Source organism: Roseibium sp. RKSG952, from assembly GCF_009711355.1.
Genome location: NZ_SMMF01000959.1, coordinates 50,031 through 66,685, shown reverse-complemented (window position 1 = coordinate 66,685; position 16,655 = coordinate 50,031). Strand labels below are relative to the sequence as shown.

Annotated in this window: 15 protein-coding genes; 13 read left to right on the top strand and 2 right to left on the bottom strand. The window is 55.8% G+C overall.

Annotation, left to right across the window (positions count from 1 at the left end; genetic code table 11):
• Positions 1–11: 11 nt before the first annotated feature.
• From E1297_RS40370 to E1297_RS40360, 3 genes are all read left to right on the top strand, one after another.
• On the top strand, positions 12–1,907 hold the full coding sequence (locus E1297_RS40370) for a PAS-domain containing protein (protein WP_155148342.1): 1,896 nt from the start codon (positions 12–14) through the stop codon (positions 1,905–1,907).
• Positions 1,907–2,608 (top strand): response regulator transcription factor, encoded by a 702-nt coding sequence (locus E1297_RS40365; RefSeq protein ID WP_155148340.1) that lies wholly within the window; start codon positions 1,907–1,909, stop codon positions 2,606–2,608. Before E1297_RS40370 ends, E1297_RS40365 begins: the two co-directional genes overlap by 1 nt.
• A 211-nt stretch (positions 2,609–2,819) precedes the next feature.
• Positions 2,820–4,586, top strand: a complete 1,767-nt coding sequence (locus E1297_RS40360) for an ABC transporter ATP-binding protein (protein ID WP_155148338.1) — start codon at positions 2,820–2,822, stop codon at positions 4,584–4,586.
• A 159-nt stretch (positions 4,587–4,745) separates the two neighbouring features.
• Here E1297_RS40360 and E1297_RS40355 read toward each other — a convergent pair whose 3' ends face one another.
• Together E1297_RS40355 and E1297_RS40350 are read right to left on the bottom strand one after the other, a co-directional pair.
• On the bottom strand, positions 4,746–5,624 hold the full coding sequence (locus E1297_RS40355; protein WP_155148336.1) for an amidohydrolase: 879 nt from the start codon (positions 5,622–5,624) through the stop codon (positions 4,746–4,748).
• Positions 5,621–6,463 carry an ester cyclase gene (locus E1297_RS40350; RefSeq protein WP_368669827.1) on the bottom strand — a complete coding sequence of 281 codons (843 nt, stop codon included), beginning with the start codon at positions 6,461–6,463 and terminating at the stop codon, positions 5,621–5,623. The genes E1297_RS40355 and E1297_RS40350 overlap by 4 nt, the downstream gene beginning before the upstream one ends.
• Before the next feature lie 325 nt (positions 6,464–6,788).
• Between E1297_RS40350 and E1297_RS40345 the strand changes: the two genes are divergently transcribed.
• The 10 genes from E1297_RS40345 to E1297_RS50555 form a co-directional block, all read left to right on the top strand.
• On the top strand, positions 6,789–7,862 hold the full coding sequence (locus E1297_RS40345; RefSeq protein WP_155148334.1) for an ABC transporter ATP-binding protein: 1,074 nt from the start codon (positions 6,789–6,791) through the stop codon (positions 7,860–7,862).
• A 48-nt stretch (positions 7,863–7,910) separates the two neighbouring features.
• On the top strand, positions 7,911–9,122 hold the full coding sequence (locus tag E1297_RS40340) for an ABC transporter substrate-binding protein (RefSeq protein ID WP_155148332.1): 1,212 nt from the start codon (positions 7,911–7,913) through the stop codon (positions 9,120–9,122).
• A gap of 66 nt (positions 9,123–9,188) precedes the next feature.
• Positions 9,189–10,211: a carbohydrate ABC transporter permease gene (locus E1297_RS40335; protein ID WP_155148330.1), complete on the top strand. Its 1,023-nt coding sequence runs from the start codon at positions 9,189–9,191 to the stop codon at positions 10,209–10,211.
• A gap of 1 nt (position 10,212) precedes the next feature.
• Positions 10,213–11,367: a carbohydrate ABC transporter permease gene (locus tag E1297_RS40330; RefSeq protein ID WP_155148328.1), complete on the top strand. Its 1,155-nt coding sequence runs from the start codon at positions 10,213–10,215 to the stop codon at positions 11,365–11,367.
• A gap of 127 nt (positions 11,368–11,494) precedes the next feature.
• Entirely contained in the window at positions 11,495–12,025 is a 531-nt protein-coding gene (locus tag E1297_RS40325; RefSeq protein ID WP_155148326.1) for an ester cyclase, read from the top strand.
• Positions 12,026–12,036: 11 nt separating this feature from the next.
• Positions 12,037–13,368 carry a histidinol dehydrogenase gene (hisD, locus tag E1297_RS40320; RefSeq protein WP_155148324.1) on the top strand — a complete coding sequence of 444 codons (1,332 nt, stop codon included), beginning with the start codon at positions 12,037–12,039 and terminating at the stop codon, positions 13,366–13,368.
• On the top strand, positions 13,365–14,417 hold the full coding sequence (locus E1297_RS40315) for an ester cyclase (RefSeq protein WP_155148322.1): 1,053 nt from the start codon (positions 13,365–13,367) through the stop codon (positions 14,415–14,417). Before hisD ends, E1297_RS40315 begins: the two co-directional genes overlap by 4 nt.
• Positions 14,417–15,181: an SDR family NAD(P)-dependent oxidoreductase gene (locus tag E1297_RS40310; protein ID WP_155148320.1), complete on the top strand. Its 765-nt coding sequence runs from the start codon at positions 14,417–14,419 to the stop codon at positions 15,179–15,181. Before E1297_RS40315 ends, E1297_RS40310 begins: the two co-directional genes overlap by 1 nt.
• On the top strand, positions 15,181–16,224 hold the full coding sequence (locus E1297_RS40305; protein ID WP_209016290.1) for a LacI family DNA-binding transcriptional regulator: 1,044 nt from the start codon (positions 15,181–15,183) through the stop codon (positions 16,222–16,224). Before E1297_RS40310 ends, E1297_RS40305 begins: the two co-directional genes overlap by 1 nt.
• Positions 16,221–16,655 (top strand): ester cyclase (locus tag E1297_RS50555; protein ID WP_244328066.1); only part of this gene is annotated, 435 nt, incomplete at its 3' end. The genes E1297_RS40305 and E1297_RS50555, both read left to right, overlap by 4 nt.

The window sequence follows — 16,655 nt, the reverse complement described above, 5'->3', positions numbered from 1 at the left end:
GGAGGAACGATTTGGACATAAGCGAACAGCGTATCAAGGCGATGACGACCGCCGGCTTGAACCTGATCGGTCAGGCGCTGTCGATCTATGACAGTCAGTTGCGGCTGGTTGTCAGCAACCTTCGCTTTCAGGAAATGTTCGATTTGCCCGACAAGCTCGTGCAGCCCGGGGCGTCGTTTCACGACACGATTCACTTTCTGGCCAGTCGCGGAGAATACGGTGACGATCAGAATGTCGATGAGATGGTCGATGTCCGTGTTGAACAGGCGTTGGCGTTCGAGCCGCATTATATGGAACGCGTCCGTCCGAACGGGCAGGTGATTTCGATCGAAGGTGCGCCATTGCCAGCTGGTGGATGGGTTGCGGTTTATACTGATATCACCGGTACAAAACGGGCTGAAGAATTGCTGCGCGCCCGATCCGAAGAACTGTCCGGTCAGCTTTTGAGCCATGCAGAAGAGTTGTCGGCAACAAACCGGAAATTGGCCGCCACAATCACGGCGCTGGAAGAAGCCAAGCGGCAGCTGACCGAGATCGAAGCGCGGACGCGCATGACGACCGAGATGATGCCGGCACATATTGCCCATCTGGATGCCAGTGGTCGCTATGATTATTCCAATCGCCGCCTGAGTTCCGTGATGCCGGGCCGACCGTCCGAGATTCTGGGTCTACACATTTCCGAAGCTCTTGGTGCCGCGGCCTTCGACAGGGTGGAACCGCATCTGGAACGGGCCTATTCCGGCCAGCCTTCGGTTTTCGAGTTCACCGAGGATCAGGATTCTCGCCGTATCCGGGTCTCGTTCACCCCCGATGAACAGGGTGGTGTATACGTGATGTCGGTCGATATTACTGAAGAGACGCAAGCCCGCGTCGCGCTGCAACAGACACGCAGGCGCGCCATGGCCGCCCAGATGACCAGCGGGCTGGCTCATGACTTTTCGAACCTTTTGACCATCATTCTTGGGATGCAGGCCAAGCTGGACCGGATGAACCTGCCCGATGATGCGGCCGAGCTCGTTTCGGCCACCCAACAAACCGCCCGGCGCGGGGGGCAACTGTTGAACCGGATCGCTGATATGACGGGCAACAGAACGCCCCATCCGCAAGCAACAGACATGAAGGCGCTGTTGGAGGATTTGCGGATTCTGGCAACCCCCTCTCTGCCGCGCGGTGTGGGGCTTTCGGTGGTAAATACACTTCCGGATGGGGCATTGATGCTGGATCCGGGGATGGTGCAGGATGCGTTGTTGAATCTGGTGCTGAACGCTCGCGACGCCTGCGGACCATCCGGTCAGATCACCATCAGCGCCCATGCAATTGGCAACATCTGGATCGAAATCACCGTCTCAGACACCGGCCCGGGATTTTCGTCCGAGGCATTGAAGAAGGCGCTGAACCCATTCTTCACAACCAAGGGCAGTGATGGCTCGGGGCTGGGACTGCCGATGGTCTATGACACGGTCAAGCTGGCAGGCGGAGATCTGAACTTGCGCAATACCCCGTCGGGTGCGTCCGTTGTGTTGCGTTTGCCCTACCGACCGGCACCTCCGGTACGCGAAGGATTGGTGCTGCTGGTTGAGGATAACGATGAACTGCGCAGCCAGTTCCGCGATATGCTTATCGAACTGAGCTGCTCGGTGATCGAGGCAACTTCGGTCGATGAAGCGCTGGCCCTGACCAAGGATATCGGTGATATCGGGCTTGTGCTGTCGGATATCCGCCTGGAGGGTGCGGGGACGGGTATCGATCTTGTCGAGAAACTGAACCATTCCGTACCCTGTATCCTGATGACCTCGCTGCCCCATGACGACCCGTTGTATCGGCGCGCGCTTGGCCTTGCGCCGGTGCTGCAAAAGCCGTTTACCGGTATGCAATTGTCTGCCCTGATCCGAACCGAGGCTGCCTGATGACCCAACCGCTGGTGACCATCCTTGACGATGAGCCTGAGATACGCCGGATTCTGACTGATGCACTGGAAGAGGCTGGCTTTCGTACACAGAGCTTTGCCCGCGCGCGCGAATTCGAAGCCTCACTCAAGCGCGTGACACCGGATGTCTGTTTGGTTGATCTGTCTTTGCCGGATACGGATGGTTTGGCACTGGTTCACCGTCTGGCGCTGGAGCAGGGCGCGGCAGTGATCATCATTTCAGGGCGTGCACAGGTTCAGGACCGGGTGACCGGTCTGGAGCTTGGAGCGGATGATTACATCACCAAACCCTTTGATCCGGCCGAGGTGGTGGCGCGTATCCGCGCGCGGTTACGTTCACCAAAAACACAGGCGCAAAGCTCGGAAACAGCAGGATTTAACGGCTGGACGGCCCATTTTGATCGCTATGTGCTGGAAGATGAGAGCGGCGCCGAAACCACGTTCAGCCACGCTGAAGGTGAGGTGTTGCGATTGTTCCTCGAAAGCCCGAAACGTCTGATCAGCCGGGCCCAGATGCAGGAAATGCTGGGCGGTGCCGCAGGGGAAAGCTTTGATCGGGCAATGGATGTACGTATTTCCCGATTGCGGACCAAACTGGGTGAAGATCCCAAAAACCCTCAGTTAATCAAGACGATATATGGGGCTGGTTACATATTTTTGGGAGAAGTTGTGTGGCGCTAGAAGCGACGGATTACTTAACTGCTGAGGGCCAGAGCGTGTGTTAATGGTCATGTATCCTCCTATTCTTTGCAGGCCCTCTGGAATCTTGCGCCCGTCCCGCATAACTAGGCGCAACCCGTCTTTTGCGTTGAGTCCAATTCGTTGTGGAACTTTCGGCGTGTGACAGACATGGCCGTGACAGGTTAATAATGATGAGATTTTGGAGAACGGAATGATCAGGAAAGCCTGGACGAAATGGCGATCCGGCTATATCGGCCGTTTGGTAGGTGACAGTATCCGTGGTCAAGGGTGGCTGTACGGTATCGCGATGGTTGCGATGGCCGTTGTTGCTGGTACAACTGCGGGCACCGCCTGGATGATGGAAAACATCGTCGATGCCATGACCAACCCAGATATGCGGTCTCAGGTACATCTGATCGCGTTGGGTGTGGTTGCGCTGTTTTTCACCAAAGCGGTCGCTTCATACATACAGTCTGTTTTTCTGGCGCGTGCGGGTAACCGTATCATCGCGGTGCAGCAAGAGAACGTATATCGAAAGCTGCTTCGGCGCGGTGTTGACTTCTATTCCAAGGTTGAGTCCTCGGAACTCCTGATGCGCGTGACCTATGGCGCACAGGCCGCGCGGCAGCTGGTTGATGTGATCGTGACCAGTTTCGTACGCGACGCCCTTACCCTGGTGGGTCTCGTTTTCGTCATGGTCTATCAGCAACCTGTTCTCTCGGTGCTGTTCTTCGTCGTGGGCCCGATTGCGTTGCTGAGCGTGCGTTACTTGCTGAAAAGCGTACGAAAAATCATGCAGTCCAACCTCAAGTCACTGGCTGAGATCATCCGTGTGCTTCAGGAAACTTCGGGTGGGATCAAGGTCATCAAAGTGTTCGCGCTGGAAGGTCACATGACCGAGCGCATGGATGAGGCGATCCTTGCGGTAGAAAAGCGTTCCAACGACATTGCCAAGTTGCAGTCTATTGCCAGCCCCCTGATGGAGTTTCTGGCCGGGCTTGCCGTGGCCGGGGTTCTTGTGGTCAGTACGATGGGAATCGCAGGGTCGGAACCACCGACAGCAGGTCAGCTGATGTCATTCATCACAGCGCTTTTGATGGCCTACGAGCCGGCAAAGCGTCTGTCGCGCATGCGTGTTGTCATCGAAACCGCGCTGGTGCCGATTGGGATGATGTTCGAACTTCTGGACGAAGAAGATCCGATGCGTGAAAGCACGGAGCCGAAACAGCTGCGCTCGGGCCCGGGTGAAATCCGGATGCACAACGTGACATTTGGTTATCAGGGATCGTTGCCTGTCATCAAAGATATGAATTTAACCTTCGAGGCAGGTAAAACCACTGCTCTTGTGGGGCAATCAGGCGGCGGTAAATCCACGATCTTTGGGTTGATCATGCGGTTTTATGATCCTGATGAAGGGTCTGTTGAAATCGATGGTCAGGATTTGCTTGATGTAAGCTTTGCATCGCTGCGGCGGAAAATATCCTATGTGGGTCAGGATACTTTCCTGTTTTCGACCAACGTGATGGAAAACCTGCGTTTTGCGCGCCCTGATGCGACTGACGAAGAGGTGAAGGCCGCGGCGCGTGCGGCACATGCGCATGATTTCATCAGTGAATTGCCGGAAGGTTACGACACAGAGGTTGGCGAGAATGGCGCATTCCTGTCCGGCGGTCAGAAGCAACGTCTGGCGATTGCGCGCGCTATTCTGCGGAATGCAGAAATTCTGCTGCTTGATGAGGCGACAAGCGCGTTGGATGCCGAATCCGAGTCTCTGGTCAAAGAGGCGCTGGATAAGCTGACCGAGAATGTCACCACGATCGTGATTGCGCACCGCCTGTCAACGATCCTGGAAGCGGACCGAATTATGGTTGTGCAGGATGGTGAAGTTATCGAACAGGGCAACCTTGAGGAGCTGATGGAAGAGAATGGCAGTTTCCGAAGCCTGTTCGATCAGCAATTCAAGACACCTGCTGCCTGACCGGAATTAGGCGGTTTCTGGGGTCAATTCGTCCTGCAGCGGCAGCATCAAAGCTGCCGCTTCTACATGTCTGATAACAGTCATTCTCTATTAGATGTGTTGGTCTCACACTTGCGTTGGCGCAGATAGTTCCAAGACCCGGTTCGGCACTGCGTTGGTCTACTCGGCTACAAATCCGTAAAACCCTGCAGATGTTCTGTAGAAGATATCTTCCCACTGAGTATCGGGAACGAGGGCAGTGTATCTGGATATGAGCTCTGCGTAGGTCGAGGACAGGCTGTCGACCGGAAAGTTTGAGCCGAACATGCAGCGCTCAGGATCGAACTGTGACAGGCAGGTTTCAACAATGGGTCTGACATTGTCCGCTGACCAGTCGTGATCAAACATACCAAGCCCTGAAAGTTTGCAAAAAACCTGAGGCATCGAAGACAGGTTTTCCAGCGCTATGGCCCACGCATCCAGGCCATCTTCCGATCGATCATGTGGGGAACCGGCGTGGCACAAAGCGATTTTTGTTCGGGGCGCGCGCTCCAATATCCGGGCAGTCTGTTCCATCAGTTCCGGCAATAGCTGCAGATCGAATGACAGGCCCCGCTCACCCAACTCTCTGAGACCGGCCAGAAACTTTGGGTTCTCCAGCAGATCATTCGTACCTGATTTCGCGTCCTCACCTGGCGACCGACCGATGATCTGCCGTACGCCGCGTAATGATGGAAGTGATTGCAGGCGGTCCAGCTGGTCAGGCAGATCATCCGAGGTCAGGTCGCAATAAGCGACCTGCGCCAGAGGCCAATCCGGGTGCTGATCGGCCACAGATTGGACCCACTTGGCCTCGGCCCATGGGTCCGCAGCGCCAACCTGAATGTGAACTGATGCCTTGAAATCGTATGCTTCGGCATCCTTTCGGAACTGGGGAAGAAGATAGTCTCGCTGGATCGGAGTTGGGTCACCAAAAAACCGGGGCGTGCCGGATTCCATCAGCCACGGATAGTGGACTGCGTTCAGGTCCCACAGATGATGATGCGCATCGATCCTCATGGCGTCTCAATCCCGGTAGTCCGTTCAAGGATATCGACACCCTGCTGTTTCCAGAAATGCAGCAAATCTATGAAGATCCAGTTTTCGGCCAGCTTGTCGCCGCCCCTGCGATAGATGTCAATCACGCGAAACTCACCTGCCTTTCCGGTCGCTGGCATGCCCATGAAGCCGCCAGTTGGGGCTGCAGTGAAATTCGGCCAGCCGAAAAAACCGCCATAGTGCCCTTCGGCCATACGGCAGATGTGATTGGTTTTTGACCTATCCTTAAAAGCCGCACGGAAGGGGCCTGAATGTTGCTTGGCATAACGTTCGATCGTGTAGGTCGCGCCGATGCCTTCGGGACCCCACCAGATCATGTCGTCATGCCATGTGCGAGCCAACTCATCTGTCAGCGAAAGCCCGCTGTCCCATTGCCCAAGGTCTGCAATCATGGCGTTGATCGCGGCGAGGGTGCGCTGACCTTCTTCCTTAGGCGCATCCCTTTCCAAGATCCCGTCATTAGTCAGTGGTCCCGGCTGAACAAGATGAGCTGCTGTTTGCGGGGGGAAAGGATTCTGACCCGCCTGCACCATGAGATGGGGAATGTCGAAGAACATTGCCGTCTCGGTGATTTTTCCCTCAGACACTTTGTTGAATTCGCAATAGCGTAAAAAGGCCATTTTGCCGGTGGGCCGTATGCCCAGCCAGGGCTTGTCGAACAGACCCATCAGATGTCCCATCGAGACAACCCAGATAGCACCCTTGTCATCCAGAGAGTTTTCTCCGGCAAAGAATATGTCTTGCCGTCGTTGCAAGCGTGTCAGGCTGCGTTTCAGAGGTCGCCAAAACGCGTCCACCACGTGCGCGCCGCCAGTGATTTCATTGAATGGGTGGAAGCCATGCCACCGTAAATCCTGCGCGCAGAATCGCTCAAATATTGAGGGTAAATCTGCGCTATCTGCTTTGTCTAGCTCGTCATGAAACGAAGAGACGAGTTTTTTCTCGTTTTGGAAGCTCACTGTATTACCGTTTCTTTGCAGTACGTTACGCTTGTTGTATCGGAGCAATGAATCACTGCTTTGAACCAGTTTTGCATACGTATGCAAAAAAGTCTTGCCAGAATTGATGAGTGCCGATTACAGTTTTTGCAAACGTATGCAAAACGAATCCGTAGCAGGGGGCACCATGGCGGAAATTCAACTGCGTAATGTCGGTAAGCGTTGGGGTTCCTTTGTTGGGGTCCACAACTTCGATCTGACAATCGCCGACCGCGAGTTTCTGGTGCTGCTGGGGCCGTCTGGCTGTGGCAAGACCACAACTATGCGCATGATTGCCGGGCTCGAGGATGTCACCGAAGGCGATATCCTGATCGATGGCAAAGTAGTGAACGATCTGGAACCCAAGGATCGGGACGTGGCGATGGTCTTTCAGAGCTATGCTTTGTACCCGAACATGAACGTCTACGAGAACATCCGCTTTCCATTGAAGGTTCGCGGCATTGATCCGTCAACGCATGATGAAAAGGTTCGCCGCGCCAGCGCGATGGTCGAGCTGGATGATTTTCTGCATCGCAAGCCGGCTGAATTGTCGGGCGGTCAGCGGCAGCGTGTTGCGCTGGCACGCGCCATTGTGCGCGAGCCGAACGTGTTCCTGATGGATGAGCCTCTGTCGAACCTGGATGCCAAGCTGCGGGTTTCAACCCGAGCGCAGATTAAGAACCTGAGCCATGAACTGGCAGTCACCACCATCTACGTGACCCACGACCAGATTGAGGCCATGACACTGGCTGACCGTGTCGTGGTGATGAAACAGGGTGTGGTCCAGCAGGTTGGAAGCCCGACTGAAATCTATGACCGGCCCGCGAATACATTTGTAGCCAGCTTCATCGGCTCACCAGCGATGAACCTGATGGACGGCGAAGTTGCGGGCGGAGTGTTCCGTGCTGAACACGTCGAAATTCCGGTAGACGCGCCAGACGGTCCCATGACTCTGGGATTCAGGGCCGAAGACGCATGCCTTGCTGAAGGAAACGGCCAGATCACCGCACCGATTTATACGTTGGAGTTGTTGGGCGACGCGACCATGATTTCGGTTCGGGTTGGCGGTGCGCTCGTTTCCGTAAAGGCGGACAAAACATTCCGTGCCGAGATTGGCGAAACCGTTTCGTTCTCGGTGCCAAACGAAATCTGTCATCTCTTCGAAGCTGGAAGCGGTGCGCGGATCGGGGAGCAACCCCACAAACAGCCCATTCGGGCATAACACCGGTCCGGACGTCGACGACGGACCGATCCTGACAGGGAGAAACGCATGAAACTCAAGACGATCCTCATGGCAGGTGCCATGTCCATTGCTGCAAGTGGCGCTTGGGCTGCTTGTTCATTTGAAAATGACGTGCCGCTGAAATCGCTCTCGGCGGGTTTTGAAGCGTGGAAGGCCGTCACCGATGCGATGGCCGAATGCGGAAACTTCAGTGCTTCGCTGGATCAGGAATTCCGCGAAAAGCAGCCCGAAGCTTTTGCTGCAGATCCTGCGCTGTATCAGATTGGCGGCGTATCGAACGCCACTCTCGTACCACTGCTAAACGCTGGCACGATCCGTCCGCTGGATGATCTGGTCGAGAAGTATGGTCAGGATTTGCTGCCCAACCAGTTGATCAAAGTGGATGGTAAGACCATGGCGATCGCGATGATGGTGAATGCACAGCACCTGATGTATCGCGATGACGTGCTTGCCGAACTGGGTATCGAAGAACCCAAGACCTATGGTGACGTTCTGGATGCTGCCGCCAAGATCAAAGAAGCGGGAGTGATGGATTATCCGATCGGTGGAACGTTCAAGACCGGTTGGAATCTCGGCCAGGAATTCGTCAACATGTATCTTGGCGAGGGTGGCTCGTTCTTTGGCGATGGCAATATGCCTGCCATTAACAACGAGCAGGGCGTAGCTGCGCTGGAAACGCTGAAGGCCATGACCGAGTACATGGATCCTGAGTATCTGGTTTCAGACTCAACCTACGTTCAGCAACAGTTCCAGCAGGGCAAGATCGCCATGGCGAACCTCTGGGCCAGCCGGGCGGCTGCGATGAACGATGAGGCCGAAAGCCAGGTTGTTGGCAAGGTCACTATGGCTGCGGCCCCAATGGGTTCGGCAGTACCTGCGACCACCATCTGGTGGGACGGTATCGTTCTGGCTTCGAACATGAGCGATGAAGAGGCCGACGCCGCCTTCCGCGTCGCCCTTGAGGGCATGGACAGCGATATGGTCAGCGCAAACAATGACGTCGCTGTTTGGCTGAGCCCTGCCTATTCAGCAGGTGACCTGGCGGCTGGTGCTGCAGCTTCGGCTGAAGGCGGTGCCAAGGCGTATCCGGCCTCTGGTCCGATGGGTATCATGCACACCGCGCTGGGTAACGGTCTGGCAGACTATCTGACCGGCGCCAAGGATGCACAGACAACACTGGCTGATATCGAGGCAGACTACGTCACTGCCGCGAAAGAAGCAGGTCTGATCAGCAACTGATCCTCCCCTGGGAGGGCTCCGGCCCTCCCGTCCCCTCCCTTCGAGAATCATGAGAAAGGCAGAGCCATGAATTTCCGGACATTTGCCGCCTTTGTTGGCCCCTCTGTCTTTATGATGCTTCTCTTCATTGCGTTTCCTCTGGTCAGCGTGTTCAAGCAGAGCTTTTACATCACTCAGCCGATCTATGAGACGGTCGAAAAAGAAACCTGCACCCCGGGTTTCCTGACGCAAACCTGTGTGACCGAGCTGGTGTCTCAGCCAAAGCTTGACGAGCATGGCGAGGTCATTACCCAAACCCAATATGTTGGCTTGCAAAGCTATCGTAACGTATTGGAGCCTGAACGCGCGTGGCGGGCCATAAGCGACGGCAGTTGGCATGTATTGTCCACGATCAACTTCTGGAAGGCGCTTCGGTTTACCCTGACCTTCACGCTGATCACCCTGCCATTGGTAGTAGGTTGCGGGCTAGGGATTGCAATTCTGATCAACAACGCGGCGCGGTCTATTCGCGGGCCAGTGATCTTTGTATCGTTGCTGCCCTTTATCATTACGCCAGTGATCGGTGTGCTGTCGATCAATTGGCTGTTCAGAGGTGACGGCATCCTCACTGCGATGATGGAATGGTGGCTGAACCGAGACATAGCCCTGTTTGCCCAAGCCTGGACCATTGAAGTTCTGATGATGCTTTACCGCGTTTGGCACGTGGCACCGTTCGCCGCCATTGTCTTCTATGCCGGTCTGCAAACGGTCAATCAGGACAGCCTCGAAAGTGCCGTGATTGACGGGGCAACCCGCTGGCAGCGCCTGAAGTACATTGTCATTCCACACCTGATGCCGCTGATCATATTCGTATCGATGATCCACTTGATGGACGCCTACCGGGTGTTCGAAGAAATCGTGGGCTTCTCAAGTCAGGGCTACGTCATCTCGCTGCAGTGGCTGACCTTCGATTACCTAACGCCGGATCAGGCGGGCAACCGATCGATCAGCCGGGCCTCGGCCAACTCAATGCTGACCATGATCGGTGTCGTGATCCTGCTCATTCTTCCGCTGCGTCGAACCTGGCGCGATCACAAAGGAGGTCACTGATATGTCCTCACGCGCGCTTCGCCAACCGTTCAGCCTGCGTCTGACCTCGAATATCTTTCTGGCGCTTTGGTGTCTGATCGCAGCCTTCCCGATCTTCTGGATCGTGGTGATGAGCTTCAAGTCGCCGGTCGATGCCTTCGACAGCAACGCTCTGAATGTGATCTTCGGCCCTGCCACGCTGGGTGTTGGAAAGGGATTGTCACTGCTCGACATTGTTCTGGGCATTGCTGTGATCTGGGGCACAATCTTCGCTGCCACCAAGACACTGCCTTCGATGATAAAGTCCTACACCAAGCCCGGTCAGGAATGGTTTGGCTGGTTGATTGGTGTGCTGGCGCTGTTAGTCGGCTTTTTGCTGGTCTTCTTTGTCATCTTGCCTGCTGTCCTGAACGTGTTGAATCCACTCTTTGGACCTCTCGGACGAGATGTGCTTGGCCTAACCACGGAACATTATAAGACCGTCTGGATCGATCGCGGTTTTTCGAACAATTTCAAGAATTCGCTGATCGTGACGACCGGTGTGGTTACCGTGTCGCTGACGGTTGGAACACTGGCCGGATATGGTTTGGCGCGTTCCGGATCGACATTGGCGTTCTGGATCCTGCTCGTCGCCCTGGTGTTTCGGGCATTGCCGCATTCGGTTCTGGTGGCAGGCTATCTGCCCGTATTCATCAATTCGGCCGAATGGCTCAGCCCTATCTTGGGTGAAAACGCCCCGACCTTGTATGGTAAGCCTTTCGCGGTGATTGCTGTTCTGGTTGCGATCAACCAACCTTTCACGATCTGGATGTTGCGCTCGTTCTTCCAGAACATCCCGGCCGAGCTGGATGAGGCCGCCCGAGTGGATGGATGCAGCCACTTTCAGGCCTTCCGCCGTGTCATCATGCCGGTGATGTGGCCAGGCGTGATCACTACGGGGCTGTTCAGCTTCCTGTTGGCCTATAACGACTTTCTGGTCACCGCACTGCTGCTGGATGCGCAGAACCAGACCATGGTTCCGGCCATCGTTGGCATGTTCAATCGCGAGACGACAACAACAGATCAGGTCGTTGCTGTGGCCGCTGCCGTGTCGATCACCGCGCCGTTGATCTTCCTCGTGCTGATTTTCCAGCGCCAGATTGTCAGCGGTCTGACGGCCGGGGCGGTGAAAGGCTGATGAGCAAGAACGCCCGGCATAACGCCATGTCGCGCCACCCGGCGCTGAACAGGATGCCGAGGGACTTTCTGAGCATTGGGGTCGCATATCCCAATCCCTCCCCTCAGCAACCTGAAAGGATAGAAAGATGAAAGGTTCCCGTCCCGAACAAGCGGTTCTGACCCGCGACACGGACATGAGCAAAACCGACGACACACGCCGCGTCATCGAAACAATGGTTGATGGTCTGAACGACCACCGCATCGACGATATAGGAGAGTTCTTCACCCAAGGATTCCGATGGATGGGCAATCAGGGCTGTGGCACCAAGACTGGCCTGCAAGAGTTTCAGGACAATTGGCAGCGCCCGTTCCAGGCTGCGTTCTCGGATAAGGTCTGCATCGACGAAGCGCGCCTGTACATGGGTGAATGGGCTGCAGCTTTTGGACGTCAGGAAGCGACCCATTCGGGTGAGTTTCTTGGGATTCCTGCCACCGGTAAACGGGTCGAAATCCGCTACATGGATTTCTGGAAAGTTGTCGATGGCAAGATCGTCGACAACTGGGTCAATGTCGATTTCGCCCATGTTGCGGCACAGCTGGGCGTTGATGTGTTCAACGGTGAAGGTTGGGAAGCATTTGACCGGGGGGAAAAACTTCCACCCCGGCCCGAAAACTGAGGATTGAGAACATGGCAATCGAGTATCTTAAACGCGGCAAATCCGATGCTGACCGGGCACAAGACGATGCCAAGACCCGCGCCGTGGTTGAGGCGACGCTGAAAGACATTGAAACTCGTGGTGATGCAGCGGTGCGTGAGCTGAGTGAGAAGTTCGACAGCTACTCACCTGCTTCGTTCCGCCTGAGCCAACAGGAAATTGATGACCTGATCGGGCAATTGTCCGATCGTGAGCTGGCCGATATCAAATTCGCGCAGGAACAGGTGCGCAACTTTGCCCAGGCGCAGCGCGACTCGATGCTGGATATCGAGGTCGAGACTCTGCCAGGTGTCATTCTGGGGCATAAGAATATCCCTGTGCAATCCGTGGGTTGCTACGTTCCCGGAGGTAAGTTCCCGATGGTGGCGTCGGCGCATATGTCAGTGGCTACAGCCTCGGTCGCCGGTGTTCCGCGCATCATCGCCTGCACGCCTCCGTTCAACGGTAAGCCAAATCCAGCTGTGATTGCAGCAATGCACCTTGGTGGCGCGCATGAGATCTATGTCATGGGCGGCATTCAGGCGATTGGCGCGATGGCACTGGGTACCGAGACGATCGATCCCGTTCACATGCTGGTTGGTCCCGGCAACGCGTTCGTGGCCGAGGCCAAGCGTCAGCTGTTCGGACGTGTTGGTATCGACTTGTTCGCAGGTCCAACCGAAACGATGGTCATCGCTGATGAAACTGCGGCTGATGCAGAACTCTGCGCCACGGATCTGCTTGGTCAGGCCGAGCATGGGTACAACAGCCCCTGTGTGCTGCTGACCAATTCGCGCAAACTCGCCGAAGACACGCTGGCCGAAGTTGACCGTCTACTGGGTATCCTTCCAACAGCAGACACCGCCAAAGTGTCGTGGGATGAATACGGCGAAGTGATTGTCTGCGACACCTATGACGAGATGCTGCAGGTTGCCGATGACATTGCCTCGGAACATGTGCAGGTGATGACTGACCGCGACGACTGGTTCCTTGAAAACATGACCTGCTATGGGGCGTTATTCCTTGGGCCGCGCACCAATGTTTCGAACGGGGACAAGGTGATTGGTACCAACCACACGCTGCCAACCAAGAAGGCCGGGCGATACACTGGCGGTCTTTGGGTTGGTAAGTACCTGAAGACACATAGCTACCAAAAAGTTCTCACTGATGAGGCGGCAACGCTGATCGGCGAGTATGGCTCACGCCTGTGCATGCTTGAAGGGTTCGTTGGTCACGCTGAACAGTGCAACGTTCGTGTACGTCGATATGGTGGAATTAATGTTCCCTACGGTGCGCCAGCGCCTTACCGGGACGCTGCCGAATGAGTGACAAACACACACATCACAAGGCCCTGATCGAACCGCTCAGGGCCGCGATGTATGATTTCAACGAGGCTGGCGTACGTCGGGTCCTCGCGGATATCACGTCGCCGAATGCCGTGTTCCGTCTGTGTCATCCCTTTGGGGACAGCATCGGCAGTGATGATTTCTATGACACCGGCTATAAGGACTTGCTGGCCGCCTGGCCCGATCTTGAGCGTCGGGATTACATCGTCATGGCCGGGCCGGATGAGTTCGGCGCAGATTGGGTCGGATGCGGTGGGTATTACACCGGTGTTTTCACCGGCCCCTGGCTCGACATCCCTCCAACGGGTCATCAGGTCACGATGCGGTTTCATGAATTCTACCGCTTTGAAAACGGCAAGATTGTCGAGATGCAGGCGCTGTGGGACATTCCCGAAGTCATGATGCAGGCGAATGCCTGGCCGATGGCGCCAAGTCTGGGCCGTGAATGGCACATCCCCGGGCCTGCCACTCAGGACGGTTTTGTCCCCGGTCCTTATGATGCAGCTAAGGGAAAACAGACCTGCCAGCACATCATCGACATGCTTGATCATCTGAAAAAGCACCCATCCGAAGGTGGACCTGAAGTGATGGAGATGGAGCGGTTCTGGCACCCGCGCATGAACTGGTACGGTCCATCAGGAATTGGCACCGGGCGCGGTATAGCGGGTTTCCGCAATTGGCATCAGATCCCGTTTCTCAACGGTATGCCGGACCGCGGAAAATATGTAGACGACATTACCTACCATTTCTTTGGTGACGGGGAATATGCCGCCGTGACCGGCTGGCCCAACATGCTTCAAACCGTCACAGATGACGGTTGGATGGGTATCGCGCCATCAGGTAAGAAGATCACCATGCGCAGCCTGGATTTCTGGCGTTTGGAAGGCGGTAAGATCCGGGAAAACTGGGTGCTCGTTGATTTGCTGGACGCGTACCGTCAGCTTGGCGTTGACGTCTTTGCCCGTCTGCGTGAATTCAATAAAGCCCGAAATATGGGTCGTATTGAAATACCGGATGGAATGAGCTGATGACTGAACTGCCGCGCACCCCTTCATTTTCTCTGAGTGGAAAAACCGCCCTTGTGACCGGAGCCTCCTCGGGTATCGGACAGGGGTGCGCGGTAGCGCTGGCCGAGGCGGGTGCACATGTTGTTTGCGCGGCCAGAGGGGCGGATCGGTTGAATGAGACAGTTACCGCTCTGAAAGAGCAGGGATGGTCTGCCGAAGCGCTTGTGATGGATCAGGGTGATCTGGACGCCCTGAAACAGCTTTTCGATACCCGTCCCTTCGATATCGTGGTGAATTCAGCGGGCGTGGCGCGCCACAGCCCGGCTATCGAGACAACACCCGATGACTTTGATGTTGTCACCAACGTCAATTTGCGTTCGGCCTACTTCTTGTCGGCCAATGCTGCCCGCGCTTTGATCAAGGCAGGAAAGCCAGGTTCGATCATCCACATCTCCAGCCAGATGGGGCATGTTGGCGGGGTCGACCGGGCGCTTTATTGCGCGACCAAGCATGGGCTGGAGGGCATGGTCAAATCCATGGCCATCGAATGGGGCAAACAGGGCATTCGGATCAATACGGTCTGTCCGACTTTCATCCGAACGCCGTTGACCCAGTCCACATTCGACAATCCTGAACGTGCCGCGTGGATCATGGAGAAGATCAAACTGGATCGCGTGGGCGAAGTCGAAGACATCATGGGCGCGGTACGCTACCTCGCATCGGACGCCTCGGCGCTGGTTACCGGCACCTCAATGTTGATTGACGGAGGTTGGACGGCAGACTGATGGCTGAGAAAGTAACATCCCTCCAGGTTGCCCAATTGGCCGGCGTTAGCCAGTCTGCCGTTAGCCGTGTTTTCACGCCCGGTGCCTCTGTCAGCAAAAAGACCGAAGAAAAAGTGCGCAAGGCTGCATCTGAACTCGGATATCGCCCCAACGTACTGGCACGCGCGATGGTGTCCGGCAAAAGCAGGATCATCGGTTTGGTGGTCGCCTATCTGGATAATTACTTCTACCCCGAGGCGCTTGAGAAACTGTCTAATGCCTTGCAGGAACAGGGCTATCACGTCCTGATTTTCATGGCCTCCAGAACCGCTGGAAACATTGACGACGTGATGGAGGAAATCCTTGATTATCAAGTCGATGGCGTCGTTTTGGCATCCGTTGCGATGTCTTCAGACATTGCCACCCGCTGCCAGCAGGCAGGTGTGCCCGTGGTTTTGTTCAACCGCAGTCAGGACCTCGACGGGATCACGTCTGTTACTTCTGACAACTATGCCGGTGGTCGCAAAGTTGCGGAATTTCTGATCGCCGCCGGGCACAGTCGTATCGCCTACATTGCCGGTTGGCAGGGTGCCTCAACCCAGCGGGACCGCGAGGCCGGCTTCCGCGCTGCGCTCACCGATGCGGGCCAGAAATTGTATGCGCACGAAATCGGAGATTTTCACACCGAGAAAGCGCGTTTAGCTGCACGTCGGATGTTTGACGTCGAGCCGCAAAAACGACCCGATGCAGTATTCGTCGCCAATGACCATATGGCGCTGGCCGCAATGGATGTCATCCGTTTCGAGCTGGGAATGCGCGTGCCCGAAGACGTGTCTGTCGTTGGTTACGATGACGTCCCTCAGGCCGGATGGCTTGCCTACAACCTTACGACCATTCGTCAGCGGGCCAATTTGATGGTTTCCGAGACCGTTGATGCCCTGCTGGATCATATCGAAAACCCGACAGCTGCGGCGGCACGCAAAGTCGCCATTGATGGGCCGCTGATCGTGCGCACATCGGCACGTCTGCCTAAAGGCTGGACACCTCAAAGGATGAATTCATGAAAGGCTTTGATCCCAAGTTTCGGGATTTCCCCGACTATATCATCGGTATCACCAAAGAGATCTGGGAAGATCGGGGTATCGCGACACTGCATGAGTATTACAGCGAAGACATTGTGGTACGCTCACCCGGTTCGGTGGTGTTGGGCAATCAGAATGTTATTGGCGCAACCATGGCGACGCTGGCCGAGTTTCCGGATCGGCAGTTGCTGGGCGAGGATGTGATCTGGTCTGGCACACCGGAAGAAGGGATGCTGAGTTCGCATCGCATCATCTCGACGGCTACGCATTTGGCCGAGGGTGTATATGGTAAACCGACCGACACCAAGCTGCGCTATCGGATTCTGGCCGACTGCCATGCCATCGACAATCAGATCAATGACGAGTGGCTGATCCGCGACCAAGGTGCCATCGTGCGCCAAATGGGCTGGGAT

What these genes read in the sequence shown, in the direction of transcription:
- hisD (WP_155148324.1), top strand. Translation starts at nt 12,037, where the DNA reads ATGGCAATCGAGTATCTTAAACGCGGCAAATCCGATGCTGACCGGGCA.
- E1297_RS40315 (WP_155148322.1), top strand. Translation starts at nt 13,365, where the DNA reads ATGAGTGACAAACACACACATCACAAGGCCCTGATCGAACCGCTCAGG.
- E1297_RS40335 (WP_155148330.1), top strand. Translation starts at nt 9,189, where the DNA reads ATGAATTTCCGGACATTTGCCGCCTTTGTTGGCCCCTCTGTCTTTATG.
- E1297_RS40365 (WP_155148340.1), top strand. Translation starts at nt 1,907, where the DNA reads ATGACCCAACCGCTGGTGACCATCCTTGACGATGAGCCTGAGATACGC.
- E1297_RS40310 (WP_155148320.1), top strand. Translation starts at nt 14,417, where the DNA reads ATGACTGAACTGCCGCGCACCCCTTCATTTTCTCTGAGTGGAAAAACC.
- E1297_RS40305 (WP_209016290.1), top strand. Translation starts at nt 15,181, where the DNA reads ATGGCTGAGAAAGTAACATCCCTCCAGGTTGCCCAATTGGCCGGCGTT.
- E1297_RS40345 (WP_155148334.1), top strand. Translation starts at nt 6,789, where the DNA reads ATGGCGGAAATTCAACTGCGTAATGTCGGTAAGCGTTGGGGTTCCTTT.
- E1297_RS40340 (WP_155148332.1), top strand. Translation starts at nt 7,911, where the DNA reads ATGAAACTCAAGACGATCCTCATGGCAGGTGCCATGTCCATTGCTGCA.
- E1297_RS40360 (WP_155148338.1), top strand. Translation starts at nt 2,820, where the DNA reads ATGATCAGGAAAGCCTGGACGAAATGGCGATCCGGCTATATCGGCCGT.
- E1297_RS40355 (WP_155148336.1), bottom strand. Translation starts at nt 5,624, where the DNA reads ATGAGGATCGATGCGCATCATCATCTGTGGGACCTGAACGCAGTCCAC.
- E1297_RS40330 (WP_155148328.1), top strand. Translation starts at nt 10,213, where the DNA reads ATGTCCTCACGCGCGCTTCGCCAACCGTTCAGCCTGCGTCTGACCTCG.
- E1297_RS40325 (WP_155148326.1), top strand. Translation starts at nt 11,495, where the DNA reads ATGAAAGGTTCCCGTCCCGAACAAGCGGTTCTGACCCGCGACACGGAC.